The organism is Nonomuraea terrae, from assembly GCF_044465245.1.
Taxonomy (GTDB): Bacteria; Actinomycetota; Actinomycetes; order Streptosporangiales; family Streptosporangiaceae; genus Nonomuraea; species Nonomuraea terrae.
Map to the genome: position 1 here is coordinate 1,110,784 of NZ_JBITLL010000002.1, position 22,600 is coordinate 1,133,383.

General features: G+C 73.3%; 21 protein-coding genes. 12 read left to right on the forward strand and 9 right to left on the reverse strand.

Translation table 11 applies throughout. The annotated features are described in order from the left end of the window. Positions 1-27 precede the first annotated feature (27 nt). From ACIBP6_RS11575 to metH, 4 genes are all read right to left on the reverse strand, one after another. Positions 28-1,020 carry an ABC transporter permease gene (locus tag ACIBP6_RS11575; RefSeq protein WP_397051186.1) on the reverse strand — a complete coding sequence of 331 codons (993 nt, stop codon included), beginning with the start codon at positions 1,018-1,020 and terminating at the stop codon, positions 28-30. Between the two features lie 243 nt (positions 1,021-1,263). Further along, positions 1,264-1,761, reverse strand: coding sequence for a cellulose synthase (locus ACIBP6_RS11580; RefSeq protein WP_132620808.1), 498 nt, complete (start codon positions 1,759-1,761; stop codon positions 1,264-1,266). 120 nt (positions 1,762-1,881) lie between these two features. Beyond that, positions 1,882-2,526, reverse strand: coding sequence for an HAD family hydrolase (locus tag ACIBP6_RS11585; protein ID WP_397051188.1), 645 nt, complete (start codon positions 2,524-2,526; stop codon positions 1,882-1,884). Between the two features lie 180 nt (positions 2,527-2,706). Further along, positions 2,707-6,171, reverse strand: a complete 3,465-nt coding sequence (gene metH / locus ACIBP6_RS11590) for a methionine synthase (RefSeq protein WP_397051190.1) — start codon at positions 6,169-6,171, stop codon at positions 2,707-2,709. A 479-nt stretch (positions 6,172-6,650) separates the two neighbouring features. On the opposite strand from metH, the gene ACIBP6_RS11595 reads away from it, so the two are divergent. After that, entirely contained in the window at positions 6,651-7,505 is an 855-nt protein-coding gene (locus tag ACIBP6_RS11595; protein ID WP_132623818.1) for a PAC2 family protein, read from the forward strand. Positions 7,506-7,648: 143 nt separating this feature from the next. After that, positions 7,649-8,209, forward strand: a complete 561-nt coding sequence (locus ACIBP6_RS11600) for a hypothetical protein (protein ID WP_397051193.1) — start codon at positions 7,649-7,651, stop codon at positions 8,207-8,209. Between the two features lie 113 nt (positions 8,210-8,322). Here ACIBP6_RS11600 and ACIBP6_RS11605 read toward each other — a convergent pair whose 3' ends face one another. Together ACIBP6_RS11605 and ACIBP6_RS11610 are read right to left on the reverse strand one after the other, a co-directional pair. After that, positions 8,323-9,030 carry a sirohydrochlorin chelatase gene (locus ACIBP6_RS11605; RefSeq protein ID WP_397051195.1) on the reverse strand — a complete coding sequence of 236 codons (708 nt, stop codon included), beginning with the start codon at positions 9,028-9,030 and terminating at the stop codon, positions 8,323-8,325. Positions 9,031-9,629: 599 nt separating this feature from the next. Further along, positions 9,630-10,796 (reverse strand): uroporphyrinogen-III synthase, encoded by a 1,167-nt coding sequence (locus tag ACIBP6_RS11610; protein ID WP_397051197.1) that lies wholly within the window; start codon positions 10,794-10,796, stop codon positions 9,630-9,632. A 229-nt stretch (positions 10,797-11,025) separates the two neighbouring features. Between ACIBP6_RS11610 and ACIBP6_RS11615 the strand changes: the two genes are divergently transcribed. Then, positions 11,026-11,508, forward strand: a complete 483-nt coding sequence (locus ACIBP6_RS11615) for a peptide deformylase (protein WP_397051199.1) — start codon at positions 11,026-11,028, stop codon at positions 11,506-11,508. Here the strand turns inward: ACIBP6_RS11615 and ACIBP6_RS11620 are convergent. From ACIBP6_RS11620 to ACIBP6_RS11630, 3 genes are read right to left on the reverse strand one after another with little or no spacing between them, the layout of a single operon-like run. After that, positions 11,447-11,728 carry a WhiB family transcriptional regulator gene (locus tag ACIBP6_RS11620; RefSeq protein WP_223190932.1) on the reverse strand — a complete coding sequence of 94 codons (282 nt, stop codon included), beginning with the start codon at positions 11,726-11,728 and terminating at the stop codon, positions 11,447-11,449. The two genes, ACIBP6_RS11615 and ACIBP6_RS11620, sit on opposite strands and share 62 nt — an antisense overlap. Positions 11,729-11,758: 30 nt before the next feature. Next, positions 11,759-12,679 (reverse strand): glycosyltransferase, encoded by a 921-nt coding sequence (locus ACIBP6_RS11625; protein ID WP_397051201.1) that lies wholly within the window; start codon positions 12,677-12,679, stop codon positions 11,759-11,761. Beyond that, positions 12,676-13,269 (reverse strand): D-glycero-alpha-D-manno-heptose-1,7-bisphosphate 7-phosphatase, encoded by a 594-nt coding sequence (locus ACIBP6_RS11630; RefSeq protein WP_397051203.1) that lies wholly within the window; start codon positions 13,267-13,269, stop codon positions 12,676-12,678. The genes ACIBP6_RS11625 and ACIBP6_RS11630 overlap by 4 nt, the downstream gene beginning before the upstream one ends. A 169-nt stretch (positions 13,270-13,438) precedes the next feature. On the opposite strand from ACIBP6_RS11630, the gene ACIBP6_RS11635 reads away from it, so the two are divergent. From ACIBP6_RS11635 to ACIBP6_RS11675, 9 genes are read left to right on the forward strand one after another with little or no spacing between them, the layout of a single operon-like run. Next, positions 13,439-15,070 carry a carbamoyltransferase gene (locus ACIBP6_RS11635; protein WP_397051204.1) on the forward strand — a complete coding sequence of 544 codons (1,632 nt, stop codon included), beginning with the start codon at positions 13,439-13,441 and terminating at the stop codon, positions 15,068-15,070. Then, positions 15,067-16,011, forward strand: coding sequence for a glycosyltransferase family 2 protein (locus ACIBP6_RS11640; protein ID WP_397051206.1), 945 nt, complete (start codon positions 15,067-15,069; stop codon positions 16,009-16,011). Before ACIBP6_RS11635 ends, ACIBP6_RS11640 begins: the two co-directional genes overlap by 4 nt. Next, the gene (locus tag ACIBP6_RS11645; RefSeq protein WP_397051208.1) at positions 16,008-17,021 is read left to right on the forward strand and encodes a glycosyltransferase family 9 protein; all 1,014 of its coding nucleotides are present in this window, start codon (positions 16,008-16,010) and stop codon (positions 17,019-17,021) included. Before ACIBP6_RS11640 ends, ACIBP6_RS11645 begins: the two co-directional genes overlap by 4 nt. Next, the gene (locus tag ACIBP6_RS11650) at positions 17,018-18,205 is read left to right on the forward strand and encodes a glycosyltransferase (protein WP_397051210.1); all 1,188 of its coding nucleotides are present in this window, start codon (positions 17,018-17,020) and stop codon (positions 18,203-18,205) included. The genes ACIBP6_RS11645 and ACIBP6_RS11650 overlap by 4 nt, the downstream gene beginning before the upstream one ends. A gap of 2 nt (positions 18,206-18,207) precedes the next feature. Next, complete coding sequence (locus ACIBP6_RS11655) at positions 18,208-18,756, forward strand: D-sedoheptulose-7-phosphate isomerase (RefSeq protein ID WP_132615560.1); 549 nt, start codon at positions 18,208-18,210, stop codon at positions 18,754-18,756. Beyond that, the gene (locus tag ACIBP6_RS11660; protein ID WP_397051212.1) at positions 18,753-20,087 is read left to right on the forward strand and encodes a PfkB family carbohydrate kinase; all 1,335 of its coding nucleotides are present in this window, start codon (positions 18,753-18,755) and stop codon (positions 20,085-20,087) included. Before ACIBP6_RS11655 ends, ACIBP6_RS11660 begins: the two co-directional genes overlap by 4 nt. Beyond that, positions 20,084-20,758 carry an SDR family oxidoreductase gene (locus tag ACIBP6_RS11665; protein ID WP_132615558.1) on the forward strand — a complete coding sequence of 225 codons (675 nt, stop codon included), beginning with the start codon at positions 20,084-20,086 and terminating at the stop codon, positions 20,756-20,758. The genes ACIBP6_RS11660 and ACIBP6_RS11665 overlap by 4 nt, the downstream gene beginning before the upstream one ends. Beyond that, entirely contained in the window at positions 20,749-21,624 is an 876-nt protein-coding gene (locus ACIBP6_RS11670; RefSeq protein WP_397051214.1) for a glycosyltransferase family 9 protein, read from the forward strand. The genes ACIBP6_RS11665 and ACIBP6_RS11670 overlap by 10 nt, the downstream gene beginning before the upstream one ends. Then, positions 21,621-22,583: a UDP-glucuronic acid decarboxylase family protein gene (locus ACIBP6_RS11675; protein ID WP_397051216.1), complete on the forward strand. Its 963-nt coding sequence runs from the start codon at positions 21,621-21,623 to the stop codon at positions 22,581-22,583. Before ACIBP6_RS11670 ends, ACIBP6_RS11675 begins: the two co-directional genes overlap by 4 nt. Positions 22,584-22,600 lie beyond the last annotated feature (17 nt).

The window sequence follows — 22,600 nt, forward strand, 5'->3', positions numbered from 1 at the left end:
GCGGGGGATGAAGCGCCTTGCGGTGGATCAGTGCGCTCGGGGGTCGAAGGCGTCCCTCAAGCCATCGCCGAACAGGTTGAACGCCAGGACGGTGATGAAGATCGCCAGACCCGGGAAGATCACGAAGTGGGGCAGCGTGTAGAAGCGAACCGCCTCGGACAGCATGCCACCCCAGGTGGGGGTGGGCGGGTTGATGCCAACGCCCAGGAACGAGAGCGAGGCCTCGAACAGGATGTTGGTCGGGATGAGCAGGGTCGCGTACACCAGGATCGGCGCCACCAGGTTCGGCAGCACCTCACGGAAGATGATGTAGCCGTTTCGGGCGCCGAGGCTCTTGGCGGCGTCCACGAACTCCCGCTCACGCAGCGACAACGTCTGGCCGCGCACGATGCGGCCGATGCTGGGCCAGCTGAAGAACCCGATGATGAAGATCAGCATCGCGATCCGCAGGCCGTTGCCCTCCAGGCCGAACCCCTGGTCGGGGATCACGCCCGCCAGCGCGATCGCGAAGACCAGCAGCGGGAAGGCGAGGAAGACGTCCATGATGCGGCCGATGACCTGGTCGACCCAGCCGCCGAAGTAGCCGGCGATGACGCCCAGGACGGTGCCGATGATCACCGAGACCACCGTGGCGAGGAAGCCGATCAGCAGCGAGATCCACGCCCCGGCGACGATCCGGCTGAAAATGTCACGGCCGTTGACCGGCTCGACACCGAGCAGGTACTCGCCGCCCATGCCGCCGAGAGCGCCCTTGGGCAGCAGCGTGGCCGGGTCGATCTGATCCTGGTGGAACTCCAGCGGCGGATGGCCGAAGGCAGCGATGATCGGCGAGGAGAAGATCGCCACGAGGATCAGCAGGACGACGACACCGCCGCCCGCCAGCGCGACCTTGTCGCGCCTGAGGCGCATCCACGCGATCCGGGTGAGAGACCGGCCCTGGATGGCCTTGCCCGCTCCCGCGAGCACCGACTCCGGATGCGCTTCTGCCGCGGAACCGGACACGTCTAGCGGTGCGGTCATGCCGAATTGCCCCCTGGAACCAGACGACGCTGTCTAAACGCGTAGTGAACTTCAGACCGCGTGGTCGCGGACCTCAGGAGGCAGAATCTATGCGTTGAGCTGCGCTGACTAGTCCCCCAGGGCGCTATGTGGCTAATCTGTGATTCAGGCGAAACGGATTCGTATCGGTCCCCGGGACGATGTCCGGAGTGCGTACCGATTACGTCTCGAAACCGTGACAAACCCGCCCGGAGCGCCCAAGTCTCAGCCGATGCCGCGGCGCTTGAGAAGCTCCTCGATGTCCGAAAAGTCGTCGTCCGCGGCGGCCGGTTTCCGCTCGGCCTTCTGGGCCGGCTTCGGCTTGGTCCCCGTGTTCTGCGGCGGTGTGGCGCCCACGGCCGGACGGCTCGCGCCCTGCTGCACCGCCGGCTCGGCGGCGGCTTCCTTCTTCTTGAGCTTGCGCCCCCGCATCACGCCGGAGACCACGAACAGCACGGCCGACAGGCCCGCCACCGCCACGCCCGCCCACACGGCGGGGTTGAACACCAGGTTGGTCACGAACCCCACGAGGGTGGAGCCGATCGTCCACAGCGCCGGCAGCGCGCCGGTCAGGTAGGCCGCCAGCGGCAGCAGCGCCCACGCCGTCGTGCGCAGCCCCGGGGCCGCTCCCCTGCGCCGGAAGGCCAGGAACGCCAGCACCAGCCCCGCGATGGTCAACCCTCCGCACAGCGGCAGCCAGGCGATCTGGTTGAACGTGTCCATGTGCCGTCCCCTCGTCGTGGCTCCTGCCTCCATCCTGGCACGCGAATCCGCGCGCGCCTCCTCCCCGAGAATTACTTGTCCCTTAGGGGAAACCCGGACAGGGCCCGCCTTCGCGCGGGCTCAGGACCTCAGCAGCGCCCGCAGATCGGCCACCCCCACGTCCTCCAGCGAGGACACCACCAGGCGGCCCGGAGCGGGCTCGACGGGCAGCAGGTTGGGCACCGCCACGACGGCGCAGCCGGCGGCCGTCGCCGCCGCCACGCCGTTCGGGGAGTCCTCCAGGACGACGCAGTGCACCGGCTCCACGCCCAGCCGCCGCGCGGCCGTCAGGTAGGGCTCCGGATCCGGCTTCGTCCGCAGGACGTCGTCGGCCGTCACCACGAGGTCGAACCGGTCGCGGCCGAAGCCCTTCAGCACGGCGTCGGCGATCTCCTTCAGCGACGAGGTCACCAGCCCCACGGGCACCCCCTCGGCCCGCAGCGCGTCGAGCAGCTCGGCGGCGCCCGGCATGACGACCACGCCCTGCGACAGGCGCGCCACCATCCCGGCCACCATCCAGTCGCGGACGTCCTCGGGCGCCACGTCGGCGCCGGACACGTCCAGCATGTACTCGACCGTGCGTTCCATGGACCCGCCGACCAGGTGGGCCTGGTGCTCGGGCGTCCACCGCGCGCCCAGCCGGTCCATCACCTCGGTCTCGATCTCCAGCCAGACCCGCTCGCTGTCGACCAGCAGGCCGTCCATGTCGAAGAAGACCGCTTCCACCCGTGCTCCCGATCGGTTGTGTCCGCCCGCCAGTGTGGCCGCCCGTGCTGAACGCCGGGCGAGGACGACCCCGCCCGTACGTGAACGGCGGCCGAGAACACCGTGCCGACCCGCGCGCACGCGGCGTCGCGGCCCGGGAGGCGCGGCGGGAGGCCGCCACCCGGGCCGGACGCCAGGCCGTCAGACGTTGAAGTATTTCGCCTCGGGGTGGTGGGCGACCAGGGCCGAGGTGGCCTGCTCGGGGTGGAGCTGGAACTCCTCCGACAGCGTCACCCCGATGCGCTCGGGCGCCAGCAGCTCGAACAGCTGCTTCTGGTCCTCCAGGTTGGGGCAGGCCGGGTAGCCGAAGGAGTAGCGGCAGCCCCGGACGTTGACCTTGAGCATGTCGTCGAGCGACTCCTCGCCGCCGATGCCGAGCTCCGCGCGCACCCGCGCGTGCCAGTATTCGGCCAGCGCCTCGGTGAGCTGCACCGACAGGCCGTGCAGCTCGAGGTAGTCGCGGTAGGCGTCCTTCGCGAACAGCTCGGCGGTGGCCTCGGCGATCCTCGAGCCCATGGTGACGATCTGGAAGCCGACCACGTCGACCTCGCCGGAGTCCTTCGAGCGGAAGAAGTCGGCCAGGCACAGGTGGCGGTCGCGGCGCTGGCGCGGGAACGTGAAGCGGGTGCGCTCGCCCCCGTCGTCGTCGAGGATGATGAGCGAGTCTCCGTCGGAGACGCACGGGAAGTAGCCGTAGACGACGGCCGCCTCCAGCAGGCCCTCGGTCTGGATGCGGTCGAGCCACATGCGCAGCCGCGGCCGGCCCTCGGTCTCGACCAGCTCGTCGTAGCCGGGGCCGTCGCCGCCCCTGGTGGGCTTGAGCCCCCACTGGCCGAGGAACAGCGCCCGCTCGTCGAGGAAGGCGGAGTATTCAGCCAGCGAGACGCCCTTGACGATGCGGTCGCCGATGAACGGCGCCGTCGGCACCGGGTTGCCGGTGGCCACGTCGGAGCGGGCCGGCAGCTCCTCGACGGGCGTGCGCTGCAGCACGGCACCGGTCTTGACGCGGCGCTCGCGCAGCGGCGGCAGCGCCGCGCCCGGCACGCCGCGCTTGACCGCCATGAACGCGTCCATCAGCCGCAGCCCCTCGAACGCGTCGCGCGCGTAACGCACCTCCCCGTCGAACACCTCCGCGAGGTCCTGCTCGACGTAGGCGCGGGTCAGGGCGGCGCCGCCGAGCAGCACGGGGTATTTCTCGCCCAGGCCCCTGGAGTTCATCTCCTCCAGGTTCTCCTTCATGACGACCGTCGACTTCACCAGCAGGCCGGACATGCCGATGACGTCGGCCTTCTGCTCGTCGGCGGCCTCCAGGATGGCCGAGACCGGCTGCTTGATGCCGAGGTTGACCACCTGGTAGCCGTTGTTGGACAGGATGATGTCGACGAGGTTCTTGCCGATGTCGTGCACGTCGCCCTTGACGGTGGCCAGCACGATGCGGCCCTTGGTCTCGCCCTCGACGCGGTCCATGTGGGGCTCGAGGTAGGCGACGGCGGCCTTCATCACCTCGGCCGACTGCAGCACGAACGGCAGCTGCATCTCTCCGGAGCCGAACAGCTCGCCGACCGTCTTCATGCCGTCGAGCAGCACCTCGTTGATGATCTCGAGGGCGGGACGCTGCTCGAGCGCGGTGTCGAGGTCGGCCTCCAGGCCCTTGCGCTCGCCGTCGATGACGCGCCGCTTGAGCCGCTCGTTCAGCGGCAGCGCGGCCAGCTCCTCGGCCTTGCCGGCGCGCACGGCGGCGGCGTCGACGCCCTCGAACAGGTCCATGAAGCGCTGCAGCGGGTCGTAGCCCTCGCGGCGGCGGTCGTAGACCATGTCGAGCGCGACCTGGCGCTGCTCGTCGGGGATGCGGGCCATCGGCACGATCTTGGAGGCGTGCACGATGGCGGAGTCGAGCCCGGCGTTGACGCACTCGTTGAGGAACACCGAGTTGAGCACCATGCGGGCGGCCGGGTTGAGGCCGAAGCTGATGTTGGACAGCCCCAGCGTGGTCTGCACACCCGGGTAGCGGCGCTTGAGCTCGCGGATGGCCTCGATGGTCTCCAGGCCGTCGCGCCGGGTCTCCTCCTGGCCCGTCGCGATCGGGAAGGTCAGGCAGTCGACGATGATGTCGTCGACCTGCATGCCCCAGTTGTTCGTCAGGTCCTCGATCAGGCGGGTGGCCACCCGCACCTTCCACTCGGCGGTGCGGGCCTGGCCCTCCTCGTCGATGGTCAGCGCGACGACGGCCGCGCCGTGCTCGCGCACGAGCCGCATGATCTTCTGGAAGCGGGAGTCGGGGCCGTCGCCGTCCTCGTAGTTGACGGAGTTGACCGCGGCGCGTCCGCCCAGCATCTCGAGACCGGCCTGCAGCACCGCGGGCTCGGTCGAGTCGAGCATGATCGGCAGCGTGGAGGCGGTGGCGAAGCGGAAGGCCAGCTCCTTCATGTCGGCCACGCCGTCGCGGCCGACGTAGTCGACGCACAGGTCGAGCATGTGGGCGCCGTCGCGGGCCTGCTCGCGGGCCGTCTCCACACAGTCGTCCCAGCGGCCCTCCAGCATCGCCTCGCGGAAGGCCTTGGACCCGTTGGTGTTGCAGCGCTCGCCGATGGCGAGGTAGGAGGTGTCCTGCCGGAACGGGACGGTCTGGTAGAGCGAGGACGCGCCCGGCTCCGGGTGGGGGCGGCGCGCCTCGGTCTGCTTGCCGCGCACCCGCTCGACCACCTGGCGCAGGTGCTCGGGCGTGGTGCCGCAGCAGCCGCCGACCAGCGACAGGCCGTAGTCGTGGGTGAAGGCGTCGTGGGCGTCGGCCAGCTCCTCCGCGCCCAGCGGGTAGTGGGCGCCGTCGGAGGTCAGCACGGGCAGGCCGGCGTTGGGCATGCAGGACAGCTTCAGCCGCGAGTGACGGGCGAGGTAGCGCAGGTGCTCGCTCATCTCGGCCGGGCCGGTGGCGCAGTTGAGGCCGATGACGTCGACGCCGAGCGGCTCGATCGCGGTCAGCGCGGCGCCGATCTCCGAACCGAGCAGCATCGCGCCGTTGGTCTCGATCGTCACCTGGGCGATGATCGGCACGTCCCTGCCGGAGGCCTCGATGGCGCGCCTGGCCCCGACGACGGCGGCCTTGACCTGGAGCAGGTCCTGGCAGGTCTCGATGATGATCGCGTCGGCGCCGCCCGCGATGAGGCCCGCGGCGTTGTCGCGGTAGGCGTCGCGCAGGCTGGCGTACGGCAGGTGGCCGAGCGTGGGCAGCTTGGTGCCGGGGCCCATGGAGCCGAGCACGAAGCGCGGCTGGTCGGGCGTGGACCAGTGGTCGGCGGACTCGCGGGCGATGCGGGCGCCCGCCTCGGAGAACTCGAAGACGCGCTCGGAGATGTCGTATTCGCCGAGGGCGGCCAGGTTGGCCCCGAAGGTGTTGGTCTCCACGCAGTCGACGCCGACGGCGAAGTAGGCGTCGTGGACGCCGCGCACGATGTCGGGCCGGGTGACGTTGAGCACCTCGTTGCAGCCCTCATGGCCGTGGAAGTCGTCGAGGGTCGGCTCCTGCGCCTGGAGCATCGTGCCCATCGCGCCGTCGGCTACCACGACGCGCTGGGACAACACTTCTCGGAAGGACGGGGAGATGCTCATGAGGTGAAGCTTATCGGGTGCGTCTCAAGCGGCTGCGCGCCGGCGCTTCCCCCCTGGACCTTACCGGCCCCCTGCACCCGGAACGACCACCGCGTACGGACGGGACGGCGTGCCTCGCGCGCGGGTGGAGCAGCTGCCCCGTTTCGTCGCGGCCATGCCTGGGTTCGCCCGACGCGAAACGCCCGCCCGTCCGCCGTGGCGGGGCCCCGGGCGGGACGGCGTCGGGCGGCGGCGCGGAGCGGGAGCAGCGGCGGCGCGGCACCGCGGTGGAAGGCCCCGTGGAGCTGCGGGAAGATCGCGCGGAGCCGGCGGGAACGCCGGTGACGGGGGTGACCGCCGCGACGGTGGGGACGCCGGGGAACGGGTCACGCGGCGGCCGGCGGCGGGCGCGGGGCGGGGAAGATTCGGGGGGAGAGTCGGTGACGGCGACGCGTCCGCACCGCATAGGCTTAGCGGGACGATGGAAGTGGAGGCGACACGTGATAGAGCTCGAAGGGCTCCCCGAGCTCGTCGACCCGGTGCTGATAGCCGCGTTCGAGGGCTGGAACGACGCGGGTGAGGCCTCCAGCGGTGTGATCGCCCATCTCGAGTCCGCGTGGAAGGCCGAGCCTCTCATCTCGCTCGACCCCGACGACTATTACGACTTCCAGGTGACCAGGCCGTCGGTGGAGCTGAACGACGGGATGACCACGTCGATCGTGTGGCCGACGACCCGGCTGCTGCGCGCCCGCCCGCCGGGCGTCGAGCGCGACGTGGTGCTGCTGCGCGGCATCGAGCCCAACATGCGCTGGCGCTCCTTCTGCGCCGACATCATCTACATCTGCCGCGAGCTGGGCGTCGAGCTGGCCGTCATGCTGGGCGCGCTGCTGAACGACTCCCCCCACACCCGGCCCGTGCCGATCCTCGGCAGCGCGACCAACGAGGGGCTCGCCCGTTCGATCAACCTGGAGCTGAGCCGCTACGAGGGGCCGACGGGCATCGTGGGCGTGCTCGGCCACACGTTCGCGCAGGCCGGGCTCGACGCGATCTCGCTGTGGGCGTCGGTGCCCCACTACGTCGCCCAGCCGCCCAACCCGAAGGCCACCCTCGCGCTGCTGCGCCGGCTGGAGGACGTTCTGGAGATCCCGATGCCGCTGGGCGACCTCGACGAGGAGGCCCGGGCGTGGGAGCACGGCGTGGACGAGCTCGCCTCCCAGGACAGCGAGGTGGCCGACTACGTCAAGGAGCTGGAAGAGCGCAAGGACGCCGCCGAGCTCCCCGAGGCCAGCGGCGACGCGATCGCGGCCGAGTTCGAGCGGTACCTGCGGCGCAGGGACCGCGGCACGGACAGCTGATGCTCAAGGCGTAAATCTGTCAATTTTTCGTCGTTTCAGGTAATAATCAGAAACCTCTTCACCACAGGCGGGGGTCCTGGCGATCCCCCGCACCCGGCTTCGCACGCGATGCCTGTCACCTGACCGCGCACGTTAGGCACGCCATGGCGACTTCCCCCGTAGACCCCCATCGCAGGAGCCAGGACGCCAGGCGGCGCATCCTGGAGATGGCCCTCTCGCTGCGCAACGACCGTGCCGGGGGCTCCCTCGACCACTACCTGGCCCTGCTGCAGGACCGGATGCCGCTGTGGTTGAGCATCCTGCACGACCTCTCCCACCGCGCCGGCAAGGGCGACGTCGCCGACAACCTGCTGCAGGTGGCGCGGGCGGGCATCGACTACTACCTGGCGGTGCAGGGCGCGGCCCAGCCCGCGTTCACCTCGCCCAGCGTGACGGTGCGCTTCCGTGACGCGCTGCGGGAGGCGGGGCTCGGGCCGGAGACCGAGGTCGCGCCGGTCGCGGCGTACCTGGAGGCGGAGCGGCGGCTCGGGCGGGTGCGGCCGGACGTCGATCCTGAGGCCAGCGCGCGACTGCTTCTCGCGGGCTGCTTCCACCGGGCTCACCTGGAGATGTTCGCGGGCGCGAGCGACGGCCCGGAGCGTGACGCCGGCGCCCGAGGCATCGTCCGCGAACTCCGCCTGGAGCCCGTCCTGAACCCGGCCTGACGCCGTCGCAGGGCCGTGAGCGCGCCAGAGGCGTCTCACGGCCCTGCGACGGTGTACGCGGTCTCGCGCCGCGGCTCAGAGCCGGCGCGCGGCATGCGGGTGCGTGGCGTGGGTCAGGCGCGGCGGAGGGTGCGTGGCCGGGCGGCGCGGCTCAGCGCCTCGTCGTAGCGGTGCCAGATGAGTGCGGCCACGTCCGGGTCGGCGCCCAGCGGTTCGCTCACCAGTCCCGCGCCGGCCCCGACGAGCCGGTCGTGGAAGAAGCCGGGCGCGAGTACGTACGAGGCGATGGCCACGCGGGCGGCCGGGGTGGAGCCGACCCGTTCCATGGCCTCCTCCAGCGACGGCGTGCCGGCCGAGGCGAACGCGGCCGTCACCGGGCGGGCCAGCCGTACGGCGAGCCGGTGGGCGGCCGCGCGCACGTCGGCCAGGGCCGCGGGGTCGGACGAGCCGGCCGCTCCCAGCAGGACGGCGTCGGTGGCGCGCAGGCCGGCGCGCGCCAGCTTGCGCGCCAGCGCCGAGGTCAGCAGCCGGTGCGGCCCCAGCCATCCGGACACCACCGCGTCGGGACGGTGGTCGGCGACGACGGCCGGCAGGTCGATGTGCGCGTGGTAGCCGCCGGCCAGCAGCAGCGGCACCACGACCACCGGGCCGCGCACCGCGGGCAGGACCTCCCCCAGCAGTGGCGAGCTGATTTCCAGGTAGCTCAGCTCCACACGCTGCCCGGGCCGGACCCTCCTGACCGTCTCGGCCAGCGCCGCCAGCGTGTGCTGCCCCGCCGGGCTACGCGTCCCGTGCGCGGCCAGCACGAGTACGGGCGTCACCGGAACCCTCCGGCGGACACCACGACGGTCCGGTCGGCGCCACCAGGGACAGGCGCGGCGGACCTCACGGCGGGCACGGCGGCCAGGCCAGTGGCAGGCGAGGCGGACCTCACGGCGGGCACGGCGGCCGGCCCGGTGGCAGGCGCGGCGGACCTCACGGCGGGCGTGGCGGCCGGCCCGGTGGCAGGCGCCACGACAGTCGCGGAGCGCCCGCGGGCGCGCCCCGCACGGCACACCGTCACAGGTCGAGCGCCGCGCACGGCGGTGCAACGGGACGTCGGGGAAGGCGATGCGCTCCGCCGCATGTCGCCGGCCAAGGCCCGCCGCGCCGGCCGGCGGCACGCTCCAGCCCGCATGGGCGCCGAAGGCCTGCACATGGTGTTCTCCTCATCGAGTCGGGGTGCTACGTGGGTGGGCCGGCAGGGCAGTCAGACCCAGGCCGGAGCACGGGCCGACCTGTCACCCGGGACGCACGCCACGCCGTGGGCCGGGATCCGCATCACGAGCCGCGCGGTCACCCGGGGTGCACGACGCACCCTGGTCCGGAGCAGAGGTCAGGCCGCCGAGCCGGCGCCGGTTGGGCGGTGGTCAGGGGTGGGTCATAGGGCGGCCTCGTAGAGGCAGGCGAGGCGGTAGCCGCGTTTGACGACCGTCTCGACGACGCCGCCGGCTCCGAGTGCGCGGCGCAGCCGGGTGATGGCCATCTCCACCGCGTGCTCGGCCGAGTCGCGGGCGACGCTGCCGGGCAGCACCGTACGCAGGTCGCCCCGCGACACCACGTGACCGGGCTTGTCGGCCAGGCGTTTGAGCACCGCCATCGGCGCGGGCGGCAGCGGCCGCAGCTCGCCGTCCACGACGACCGCGTGGCCGCGGATCTCCAGGCGGTGGCCGCCCGCGGTGAGCCGGGTGACGCCGTGCTCGGGCAGGTGCCGGGCGAGAACCCGGGCCAGCGCCCCCAGCCGGGAGCGGTCGGGCTGCAGCGTCGGGACGCCGCGCGAGGTGAGCGGATCGGCGGTGACGGGCCCCACGCACGCGGCCACCACTCCCCCGCCGAACGCGGCCAGCAGCGCCTCCTCCAGCCCGTCCGCCCGGGCCGCGCCCAGCATGGCGTTGACGGCGGGCGCGCTGGTGAAGGCGACGGCGTCGACCGCGCCGGAGATCGTCTGGGTGATGAGGCGGCGCAACGGCGAGATGTCCCGGTACGGCAGCCACCGGTAGACGGGGATCTCGATGACCTCGGCCCCCGCCCGGCGCAGGTCGGCCACGAACTCGGCGAGCGGCTCGCCGTGCTGCTGCACCGCGATGCGCCGCCCGCGCAGGTCCTGGGCGAGGAGGTACTCCTTGACCTCCTGGCAGGACTCGGTGGCCGGGGTCCAGTGGTCGTTGAGCCCGGCGGCGCGTACCGCTCCCCTGGCCTTGGGGCCGCGGGTGAGCAGGCGCGCCCGGGACAGGTGGTCGGTCAGGTCGGCGGACAGGCCCCAGCCCTCGGCGGCGGCCATCCAGCCGCGGAAGCCGACGCCGGTCGTGACGACCACGTCGTCGAGCGGCGCCTCCAGGCCCAGCCGGGTGGCGGCGAGCAGGTCGGCGTCCTCGGCGAGGGGGACGAGCCGGATCGCGGGGGCGCTCACCACACGGGCGCCGCGCCGTTCCAGCAGTGCGCCGAACTCCTCGCGGCGTCTCGTCGCGGTCACGCCGACGGTGAAGCCCGCCAGGGCGTCGGGGGCGGTCTCCGGTGCGGAGCCGCCGTCCAGGGGGAGCGCGCTCATGCCCATACCTCCAGCCGGTCAGGGATGCCCGGCCGGGCCCCGAGCACCCGGCCGGGCATCACAGGCGCGTGTGACGCAAGTGAGATCACCCTCCGATACTGCTTTCGGGGGGTTTCGCGGCTGGGTCTCTTCTGTTACCGCTGTGCTACAAGGCTCGGCTCCGGCGGTTGGCGCGGGAGACGCCGGGGAAACGTAGATCGTGACGACGCCGCCTATCGGGGAGTTACGGGTGACGGTCCGGCCTATTCGCACGTTCGACGATCCGGTGCTGCGCCAGGTCTCCGCGCCGGTGCGGGATTTCGACCGGGAGCTGCGGCGGCTGGTGAAGTCGCTGACGGCCACGATGGGCGCGGGCGCCGGCCGGGCCGGGCTCGCCGCCCCGCAGATCGGCGAGCCGCTGCGGGTGCTGGTCTACTCCTACGACGGCAAGTCCGGCCACCTGGTCAATCCGCGCCTGGAGCTGTCGCAGCGGCGCATCACCGCCGACGAGGCGTGCCTGTCGGCCCCCGGCGTGTGGTGGCCGCTGGACCGCTCCTACATGGTGACAGCGCGCGGCCGCGACATGTTCGGCAAGCCCGTGACCGTGCGCGCGCTCGGTGTGCTGGCGCGTGTGCTCCAGCACGAGGTCGACCACCTCGACGGGGTGCTGTTCAGCGACCACCTCGAAGAGAGCGAGCGGGAACGGTTTCTCGCGGCGGCGTTGCCAGGCTGAGCTCGCGCCGCTGCGCGGGATCGGTGCCGCCCCAGACGCCATAGGCCTGCCTGGTGTCCAGCGCGTATTCGAGGCACGGCCGCCGTACGGGACATCGGCCGCACACTCGCTTGGCCTGCTCGACCTGTGACCGGCTCGGCCCTTCCACGGAGATCGGGAAGAACAGCTCCGGGTCAAGGTCCAGGCAGGCGGCCCTGCGGGTCCAGTCGAGCATCATCATGACGTTCGCGCCTACCCAGCGTGAGGGGGCTCATACCTGCGTGAGCAGGTCGTCCCAGTCCGCCAGGAATCGGGCGAGTCCGTAGCGCGACAGCGCCGCCGCCCTGGCGGCCTTGCCGGCCTGGCGGGCGGTCTCCGGGTCCTCGGCGTAGGCGTGCAGCGCGTCGGCCAGCACGTGCACCTTCGTGGAGAGCACGCCGGCCTCGGGCGGCACCGCCTCGACGGCCTCGGTGGCCGCCAGCGCGACGACGGGCATGCCCAGCGTCATGGCCTCGATGAGGGCCAGGCCCAGCGACGTCCACCGGTAGGGGTGCAGGTAGACGCGTCTCCTGGCGAGCTCGGCGTGCATGACGTGCTGGGGCAGGTCCTCGTACGTGCCGTACGGCAGGCCGGCGACCTTCATGCCGAACACGTCGAGGGGCACGCGTTCGGCGAAGCGCGGCAGCAGGTCGGTCCCGGCGACGCGGGTGCGGCGTACCGGCTCGTTGACGACGACGCCGGCGCGGGGCAGCTCGCCGGTGTACAGGTGGCCGGGGTCGGGGACGCCGTGCTCGATGACGCGAGTGGGCGCCCTGCCGTTGTCCCAGAAGAGCTCGTTGAAGTGGGTGACGTGGACGAGCGTGATGTCGCTCCGGTCCGCGAGCGGGTGGCGGGTGCGGGGCACGTCGCCGGCCGGGGTGTTGTGCTCGACGTACACGCCCGGCACGTCGCGGCCGAGCCATTCGCGGGCCAGGTCGATCTCGTGCGGACGCTGGTAGACGACGACGTCGACGGGTTCGCGGCGCAGCCGGTCCCACGGCACCTCGCGGGCGCTGCCGGGCCAGTCGTAGGTGGCGGCCCGTCCCCGTCCGTCGGGACCCCGATCGGGGACGAGCGGCAGCAGGTACTCGTGCGACCCGCGGATGAACGCGCTGGTCCACGAGCCGTGCACGTGCCAGATGAGGATCCTCACCAGCGGCTCCACCCCATGGCGCGGGCCCACGGCGCCGACGCGGCCGGCACGGCGGCCGCCACGTCGTTGAGCACGCGATCGACGGCGTCCCAGAGGTCGTGCGCGACCTCGGGGGCGTCCTCTATCTCCACGGGCAGCGTCTGCGGGGTCGGGATGAGGATGCCTCGCGCCCCGGCGGCTCGGGCGGCGTCCATGTCGCGGCCGATGTCGCCCACGACCACGCAGTCGCGGGGGCTGACGTCCAGCACGGCGGCGGCTCTGATCACCAGGCCGGGCGCGGGTTTGCGGCAGGTGCAGCCGTCGCCGTCGTCGTGCACGCAGATCGCCCACGCGTCGAACGGGCCCAGCAGCTCCTCCACCCTGGCGTTCACCTGGTCCATGTCGTCCGGCGAGAGCAGCCCCTTGGCGACGCCCGACTGGTTGGTGACCACGGCCACCGGCACGTCCGCCTGTCTGAGCCGGCCCAGCGCCTCGACCGCGCCCGGCATGGGCTCGACGAGTTTCGGATCCCCGTTGTACGGCACGTCCCTGATCAAGGTCCCGTCCCGATCGAAGAGCACTGCGCCGGGACGTCGCTTTTCGAACACCATTCACCTCCGTCAGCGTGTCCGGCAGCTACCCGGCCCTTGACCGGGCAAACAACTACTCTGCGTGACCAACCGCAGGACGCCGGGGCTGTTTTCGCATCTCCCGAGCCCGTCCAATGTTTGAGAACCGCTTCTCTCGGTAGCGGTTCTCCACGCCTTAGGGGGAGGAAGCATGAAGTTTCTCGGCATCAACGCGATCTTCCACGACCCGGCCGCGGCGCTGGTGGTCGACGGGAGGATCGTGGCGGCGGCGGAGGAAGAACGCTTCAGCCGCCGTAAGCACGGCAAGCGGCCGCTGGCGTTCTCCGCGTGGGAGCTGCCGGAGCAGGCCGCCGCCTGGTGCCTGCGCGAGGCCGGCCTGGCCCCCGAGGACATCGACGCCGTCGCCTACTCCTACGACCCCTCGCTGGTGGTGCGCAGGCCGGAGGGCGAGTGGGAGGACCTGCGCACGAAGTACGCGGTGCGGGCTCCCGCCTTCCTGGCCACGGCGCTGCCCGGCCTGGATCCGGGCCAGGTCTCTTACGTGCCGCACCACGTGGCGCACGCCGCCTCCGCGGGCCTGGCCTCGCCCTGGCGCGACTGCGCGGTGCTGGTGTGCGACGGGCGCGGCGAGGACGTCTCGCACCTGGCGGGCGTCTACCGCGACGGCGAGCTGGAGATCCTGGCCACGCAGGAGCTGCCGCACTCCCTGGGCCTGATGTACGAGGAAGTGACCGAGCACCTCGGTTTCCTGCGCTCCAGCGACGAGTACAAGGTCATGGCGATGGCCTCGTACGGCACTCCGCGGCACCTGGCCGCGCTGCGCGAGGTGCTCTACACCACGGGCGACGGCGGGTTCCGGGTGGAGCCGGTCGACTGGAACGTCTACGCCAAGGCGCTGCCCAAGGGCGGCACGTGGACCTCCGACCACGCCGACCTGGCGGCGAGCGTGCAGGCCCGGCTGGAGGAGGTGCTGCTGGAGCTGGTGCGCTGGCTGCACGCGCGTACCGGCGAGCGGCGGCTGGCGCTGGCCGGCGGGGTGGCGCTCAACTGCGTGGCCAACACCCGGCTGCTGGACGAGGGGCCTTTCGAGGAGCTGTGGGTGCAGCCGGCCGCGGGCGACTCGGGCACCGCGCTGGGCGGGGCGCTGCACCTGGCGCAGACGTACGGCGAGCCGGCCGCGCCGATGCCGGGCGCGGCGCTCGGGCGCGGCTTCACCGACGAGGAGCTGGGCGCCTGGCTGGACGTGGCGCGCGTGCCGTACTCGCGGCCCGCCGACCTGGCCGCCGCCGTGGCCGCCGAGCTGGCGGCCGACCGGATCGTGGCGTGGTTCCAGGGCCGCTCCGAATACGGGCCCCGGGCCCTCGGGCAGCGGTCGTTGCTGGCGCATCCCGGTCACGCGCGCAACACCGAGCGGCTCAACGACGTCAAGGGGCGGGAGCAGTTCCGGCCGATCGCGCCGATGGTGCTGGAGTCGCGGGCCGGTGAGATCTTCGGGCGGGGGCCGGTGCCGTCGCCGTACATGTTGTTCGTGCACGACGTGCACCCCGACTGGGCGCCGCGCCTTCCGGCGGTGGTGCACGTGGACGGGACGGCACGCATCCAGACGGTCTCGCCGCGGGCGCATCCGCTGATGGCGCGGGTGCTGAGCGAGTTCGAGGCGCGTACAGGGCTGCCGGTGGTGGTGAACACGAGCCTCAACACCGCGGGGCGGCCCATGGTGGACGATCCGCGTGACGCGCTGGAGTGCTTCGGGTCGGCGCCGGTGGACGTGCTCGTGCTGGGGCCGTACATGGTGCGCCGCGGGGAGGTGTTCGCCGCGTGATCACCGTCGTGATCCCCACCGTCGGGCGGCCCAGCCTGCGTGACACCGTGGCGGCCGTGGGGCCCGGCGTGCCGGTGGTCGTGGTGGACGACCGGAAGGCCGGGGCGCCGCTGGAGCTGCCGGCGCACGTACGCGTCGTGCGCTCGGGCGGGCACGGCCCGGCGGCGGCGCGCAACGCCGGGTGGCGGGCCGCGGAGACGCCCTGGGTGGTGTTCCTCGACGACGACGTGGTGCCGGCGCCCGGGTGGACCGAGGCGGTCTGGAAGGACCTGGTGGACCTGCCCGACGAGGTGGCCGGCAGTCAGGGGCGCATCACGGTGCCGCTGCCCGCCGAACGCCGGCCCACCGACGCCGAACGTCACACGGCCGGGCTGGTCGACGCCGCGTGGGTGACGGCCGACATGGCCTACCGGCGTGCGGTGCTGGAGGCGGTGGGCGGGTTCGACGAGCGGTTCCCCCGGGCGTACCGGGAGGACTCCGACCTGGCGCTGCGGGTGCGGCGGGCCGGTCACCGGCTGGTCAGGGGCGAGCGGGTGACCGAGCATCCGGTGCGCGCGGACGGGTTCTGGGCGAGCGTGCGCTTCCAGCGAGGCAACGCCGACGACGCGCTCATGCGCCGCCTGCACGGCCCGGACTGGCGCGCCGCCGTCGGGAGCGGCCCCGGACGGCTGCGGCTGCACGCCGTGACCACCGCCGCGGGCCTCACGGCGGCGCTGCTCGCGGGCGCCGCACTCGCCAGGCGCGGTGGGCGGGTGGCCCCCGCGCTCGCGGGCGTGGCGGGTCTCGGGTGGGGGGCGCTGACCGCCGAGTTCGCCTGGCGGCGCGTCGCGCCGGGGCCGCGTACCCCGGACGAGGTGCTGCGCATGGTGCTCACCAGCGTGGTGATCCCGCCGGTCGCCTGCGCGCACCGGCTGCGGGGGGAACGGAAGGTGCGCCGATGACCGATCGCATGCGCGGGCGCGTGCTCGTGGCCCGGCTCGACGACGCCGGGGACGTGCTGCTGGCCGGACCGGCCGTGCGGGCCGTGCGCACGCTGGCCCGCGAGGTGGTCTTCCTGGCCGGTCCGCGTGGCCGGGCGGCCGCGGAGCTGCTGCCCGGCGTCGACCGGGTGGTCACGTGGCACGCGCCGTGGATCGACCACACCCCGCCGCCCGTCACCGAGGAGCGGGTCGCCGATCTGGTCGGCAGGGTGCGCGGCGTGGACGAGGCGGTGATCCTCACCTCGTTCCACCAGTCGGCGCTGCCGCTGGCGCTGCTGCTCCGGCTGGCGGGGGTCGGCCGGATCGCCGCGATCAGCAACGACTACCCCGGCTCGCTGCTGGACGTCCGCCACCGGGTGGACGAGGACGTCGACGTGCCGGAGGCCGAGCGGATGCTGGCGGTGGCGCGGGCGGCCGGGTTCGAGCTGCCCGACGGCGACGACGGCGGGCTCGCGGTCCGGCGGCCGCTGCCGGACATCGGCGCGTTCGCCGGCGGCGGTTCGTACGTCGTGGTGCACCCCGGTACCTCCGCCCCCGCCCGTACGTGGCCCGCGGAACGGCACCGGCAGACCGTCCGGGAGCTGACCGAGGACGGCCACCGGGTCGTCGTGACCGGCACCGAGCGCGACCTGACCGCCTACGTCGCCGGCGGCGACGCCGCGGACCTGGGCGGCCGGACGACGCTGGCCGAGCTGGCCGCCGTGATCGAGGGCGCCGGCGTGCTCGTGGCGGGCAACACCGGCCCGGCGCACCTGGCGGCGGCGGTCGGCACCCCGGTCGTGAGCCTGTTCGCCCCCGTCGTCGCCGCGGCGCGGTGGGCGCCGTACGGGGTGCCCGCGGTGCTGCTCGGCGACCAGGACGCGCCCTGCCGGGGCACCCGGGCGCGCCTGTGCCCGGTGCCCGGACATCCATGCCTGTCGCAGGTGACCAGTGAGCAGGTGGTCAAGGCAGTGAGGGAGCTGACGCAGTGAAGGTGGATCTCATCTCGGAACACGCCGACCCGCTGGCCGCGGTCGGAGGCGTGGACTCCGGCGGCCAGAACGTGCACGTCGCCGCGCTGGCGGTGGCCCTCGCCGAGCGCGGGCACACGGTCGTGGTCCACACCCGGCGGACTTCGCGGGAGCAGCCGGAGTCGGTGCCCCTGGCGCCGGGCGTCACGGTCCAGTACGTCACGGCCGGCCCGGCGGCTCCCGTGCCGAAGGACGAGCTGCCGCCGTTCATGCCGGAGTTCACCGAGCGGCTGGCCCGGCGCTGGTCCGAACACCCACCGGACGTGATCCACGCGCACTTCTGGATGAGCGGCCAGGCGGCGCTGGGGGCGGCGCGCGGCGTGCCCGTGGTGCAGACGTTCCACGCGCTCGGCACGGTGAAGCGACGCTGGCAGGGCGAGGCGGACACGAGCCCCGCGCACCGCCTGGAGACCGAGCGGGAGATCGGCCGGCGCGCCGACGCCGTGGTGGCCACCTGCAGCGACGAGGTGGGCGAACTGGTCGCGATGGGCGTTCCCGAGCGCCGCGTCATGGTCGTGCCGTGCGGGGTGGACCTGTCGGCGTTCTGCCCGGAGGGTCCGGTCGCACCGCGTACGGACGGCCCGATGGTGCTCAGCATCGGCCGCATGGTGCCGCGCAAGGGCGTGGACACCGTGATCAGGGCGTTGCGCCAGCTGCCCGGGGCGGAGCTGGTGATCGCGGGCGGCAGCCGGGACGACGCGGAGGTCGTCCGGCTGCGGGAGCTGGCCGAGGGCTACGGCATCGACGACCGCGTCCACGTGATCGGCAGCGTCCCGCGCCGGGAGGTCCCGGCGCTGATGCGCGCGGCCGACGTGGTGGTCACGGTGCCGTGGTACGAGCCGTTCGGCATGGTGCCGGTGGAGGCGATGGCGTGCGGCGTGCCGGTCGTGGCCTCGGCGGTCGGCGGCCACCTGGACACGGTCGCGGGCTGCGGCGTGCTCGTGCCGCCGCGCCGCCCGCGGGCGCTGGCCAGGGCGCTGAAGGACCTGCTCGGCGACCGGGAACGGCGGGCGGCGCTGGGCGCCGCCGGGGCGAGGAGGGCCCGCGCCCGCTATGGCTGGCCGCGGGTGGCCGAGCAGACGGAAGCCGTGTACGCGCAGGTCATCGACGGAAAGGTGTGCCGCCTGGCGGCCCTGGGGGGTTGATCATGGATGCTCATCTGGAAAAGCTGTGGAACACCCTGGAGAAGGTCGACGACCACGCGGTCACCGTCCGGGCCTGGGGCGGCAAGCTGGCCGGTGTGCTGGCCGCCGGAGGCAGGCTGCTGGCCTGCGGCAACGGCGGCTCGGCCGCGGAGGCCCAGCACCTGACGGCCGAGCTGGTCGGCAGGTTCCGCGACGACCGGCGGCCGTACGCGGCGATCCCGCTGCACGGCGACGCCTCGTCACTGACGGCGATCGTCAACGACTACGGCGCCGACGAGGTCTACGCCCGCCAGGTGCGGGCGCACGGCCGGCCCGGTGACGTGCTGCTGTGCCTGTCCACCAGCGGCTCCAGCGCGAACGTGCTGGCCGCGGCCCGGGCGGCGCAGGAGAGCGGGGTCCTGGCCTGGGCCCTGACGGGGCCGGCGCCGAACCCGCTGGCCGACCTGTGCGACGACGCGGTCGCGGTGCCGGCCGAGGAGACGGCGACCGTCCAGGAAGTGCATCTGGCCCTGATCCACCTGCTGTGCGACGCGGTGGAGGGGGCGCTGTGACGGGACCGCTGGTCGTTCTGGGGGACACGCTGCTCGACGTGGACGTCGAGGGCGAGGCCGAACGCCTCTGCCCCGACGCGCCCGTGCCGGTGGTGGAGGTCTGCGCCGAGCACGCCCGCCCCGGCGGGGCGGGCCTGGCGGCGCTGCTGGCCGCCCGTGACGGCGCCGAGGTCGTGCTGGTGACGGCGATCGGCGACGACGCCGACGGGCACCGCCTGTGCGCGCTGCTGTCGGAGGAGGTCGAGCTGGTACGGGTCCCGCTGCGCGGCGGCACCGTGCGCAAGACCCGGGTCAGGGCACGCGGCCAGACGCTGGTCCGGCTGGACACCGGCGACGGCACGGCCCGCTACTCGCCCACGCCGGAGGCGGCCGAGGCGATCGCGGCGGCCGGGGCGGTGCTGGTCTCCGACTACGGCAGGGGCGTGGCCAGGATGGCCGGGGAGCTGCTGCGCGGGAGCACCGTGCCGGTGGTGTGGGACCCGCATCCCAGGGGCGAGCGGCCGATGCCGGGCTGCGCGTTGCTGACGCCCAGCGAGGCGGAGGCCAGGCAGCTGTGCCCCGACGGCTACCACGGCCCGGACCAGGCCGCCCGCAGCCTGGTCCGGGCCCTGCGGGCCAAGGCGGTGGCCGTCACCACCGGCGAGCGCGGGGCCGCGCTGGCCGTGGAGGGCGGCCCGCTGACCCGGGTGCCGCCGCCGGTGCGGGCCGGCGGGCAGGACGCGTGCGGGGCGGGCGACCGGCTCGCCAGCGCCGCGGCCCTCGCCCTGGCCGGCGGCGCCGACGCGGAGAAGGCGGTGATCGTCGGCGTCGGTGCGGCCTCGCACTTCGTGCAGCGCGGCGGCGCCGCCGGCGTCAAGGTGCAGGAGCAGCGGCTCGGCGACCGGCCGCGCACGGCGCTCGAGGTGGCCAAGCTCACCCGGGCCTCCGGCGGCCGGCTGATCGCCACGGGCGGCTGCTTCGACCTGCTGCACGCCGGCCACGTGAGCCTGCTGCGGCGGGCCAGGGCGCTGGGCGACGCGCTGGTCGTCTGCGTCAACTCCGACGACTCGGTACGCCGGCTCAAGGGCCCGTCCAGGCCGATCGTGGACATGCGCGACCGGGTCGAGGTGCTGCGGGCGCTGGGCTGCGTGGACGCGGTGATGGTGTTCGACCAGGACACCCCGGCCGCCGCCATCGAGCAGCTGCGTCCCGACGTGTGGGTGAAGGGCGGCGACTACGAGGGGGAAGAGCTGCCCGAATCCGAGGTCCTCGGCAGGCTCGGCGCGGAGATCGTCGTGCTGAGCACGCTGCCGGGGCGTTCGACAACGAATCTGATCAGGGAGATCCAGTGAACATTTTGATCACCGGGGGAGCCTCCGGGCTGGGCCTGGCCACCGCCGAGGCCGTGGAGAAGGAGGGCTGGAAGGCCCTGGTCGTCGACGTGCGCGCGCCCGACCAGCGCTTCGAGCACGTCACGGCGGACCTGGCCGACCGCGGCGAGGCCGAGCGGGCCGTACGCGAGCTCGCCGAGCGGGCCGGCGGCCTGCACGGCGTCGTGACGGCCGCCGGCATCGACGCGTGCGGCCGGCTGGAGGACGTGCCCGCCGACGACTGGGAACGCGTCATCAAGGTCAACCTGCTGGGCACCGCCTCGGTAGTGCGGGCGGCGCTGCCGTACCTGAAGCACACCAGGGGCACGGTGGTCACCTGCGCCTCGACGCTGGGGCTGCGGCCGCTGAGCGACGCCTCGGCGTACTCGGCCTCGAAGTTCGGCGTCGTCGGCTTCACCAGGGCGCTCGCGACCGAGATGCGCGGCGAGGTCGGGGTCACCCTGCTCATCCCGGGCGGCATGCGGACGGGCTTCTTCGACGGCCGTCCCGAACAGTACAAACCGGGCCCGGAGGCGGGGCTGAACGACCCGGCGGACGTGGCGCAGGCCGTGGTCTTCGCGCTGCGGCAGCCGGCCGGTTGCGAGGTGAGAGAGCTCGTCGTCTGCCCCTCCACGGAGACGTCATGGCCCTAGACCTGCTGGTGCTTCGCGGGCTCGGCCTGGGCGACCTGCTCACGGCCGTGCCCGCGCTGCGGGCGCTGCGGCAGGCCTTCCCCAAGCATCGGATCACCCTGGCCGCGCCCCGGGCGCTGGACGCCCTGCTGCCGCTGACCTGCGCGGTCGACGCGAGCGTCGATGTGTCGGGCCCCGGCCCGGTGCCGTTCCAACGGCCGGACATCGCGGTCAACCTGCATGGGAAGGGGCCGCAGAGCATCGACGCGCTGCGCGCCACCGACCCGGGCAGGCTGATCAGCTTCGGCACCGGCCCGCCGTGGAAGGACGGCGTGCACGAGGTACGGCGCTGGTGCGAGCTGCTGGAATGGCACGGCATACCGGCCGACCCGGCCGACCTGACGCTGGGCATCTCCGACCGGACGGGCCCCGCGATCGTGCATCCGGGGGCCGCCTTCCCGGCGCGCCGCTGGCCGCCCGAGCGGTTCGCCGAGGTCGCCGGCGCGCTCGGCGACGACGTGGTCGTCACCGGCACCGAGAACGAGGTGCCGCTGGCCAGGAAGGTCGCCGAGCTGGCGGACCTGCCGCCGGAGCGCATGCTGGCCGGGCAGACCCGGATGGCCGACCTGATCGACCTGGTGAGCACCTCGCGGCTGGTGGTCTGCGGCGACACCGGAGTGGCGCACCTGGCGACCGCGTTCTGCGTGCCGTCGGTGGTGCTGTTCGGGCCGGTCTCCCCCTCGTTGTGGGGGCCGCCGCCGGGCTGGCGGCACGTGGCGCTGTGGGCGGGGCAGAACGGGGATCCGCATGGGGAGCGGCCCGACCCCGGCCTGCTGAAGATCGAGGTATCCGAAGTCGTCGACGCTGCCATGGAGGTCACGTCATGAGGGCTCTGGTCACCGGGGGCGCCGGGTTCCTCGGCTCCTATCTGTGCGAACGGCTGCTGGACGAGGGCGCGGAGGTGATCTGTATGGACAGCTTCCTGACCGGGGGCCCGCGCAACGTCGAGCACCTGCTCGACCGTCCGCAGTTCCGGCTCATCGAGTGCGACCTGACCGGGTACGTGCACGTGCCCGGCGGGGTGGACCTCGTCCTGCACTTCGCCTCGGCCGCCTCGCCGGCCGACTACCTGCGCTACCCGATCGAGACCCTGCGGGTCGGCAGCGTCGGAACGCTGCACGCCCTGGGCCTGGCCAGGGAGAAGAACGCCCGTTTCGTGCTGGCATCGACCAGCGAGGTGTACGGCGACCCGCTGGAGCATCCGCAGAAGGAGACGTACTGGGGCAACGTCAACCCGGTCGGCCCGCGCAGCGTCTACGACGAGGCCAAGCGGTTCGCCGAGTCGCTGACCACCGCCTACCGGCACTCGCGCGGCGTGAACACCGGCATGGTGCGGATCTTCAACACCTACGGCCCGCGCATGCGGCCCTTCGACGGCCGGGCGATCCCGACGTTCATCCGGCAGGCGCTGACCGGCGAGCCCATCACGATCACCGGGGACGGCTCGCAGACGCGCTCCATCTGCTACGTCGACGACACCGTGTCGGGGATCATGGCCATGGCCGCCAGCGACTTCGACGGGCCGGTCAACATCGGCAACCCCGACGAGCTGACCATGCTGGAGCTGGCATCCATGATCAAGGAGCTGGCCGGGTCGTCGTCGGAGATCACGTTCGTCGACCGGCCGGCCGACGACCCGAAGGTGCGGCGGCCGGACACGACGCTGGCGGCCGAGCGGCTCGGCTGGCGGGCGAAGGTGCCCGCCGCCGAGGGGCTCAAGCGCACGATCGCGTGGTTCGCCAAGGAGCTGGCCGCCATCGAACAGTTGGAACGCTCCAAGGTCTGAGCCGCCGCGGCTCCTAC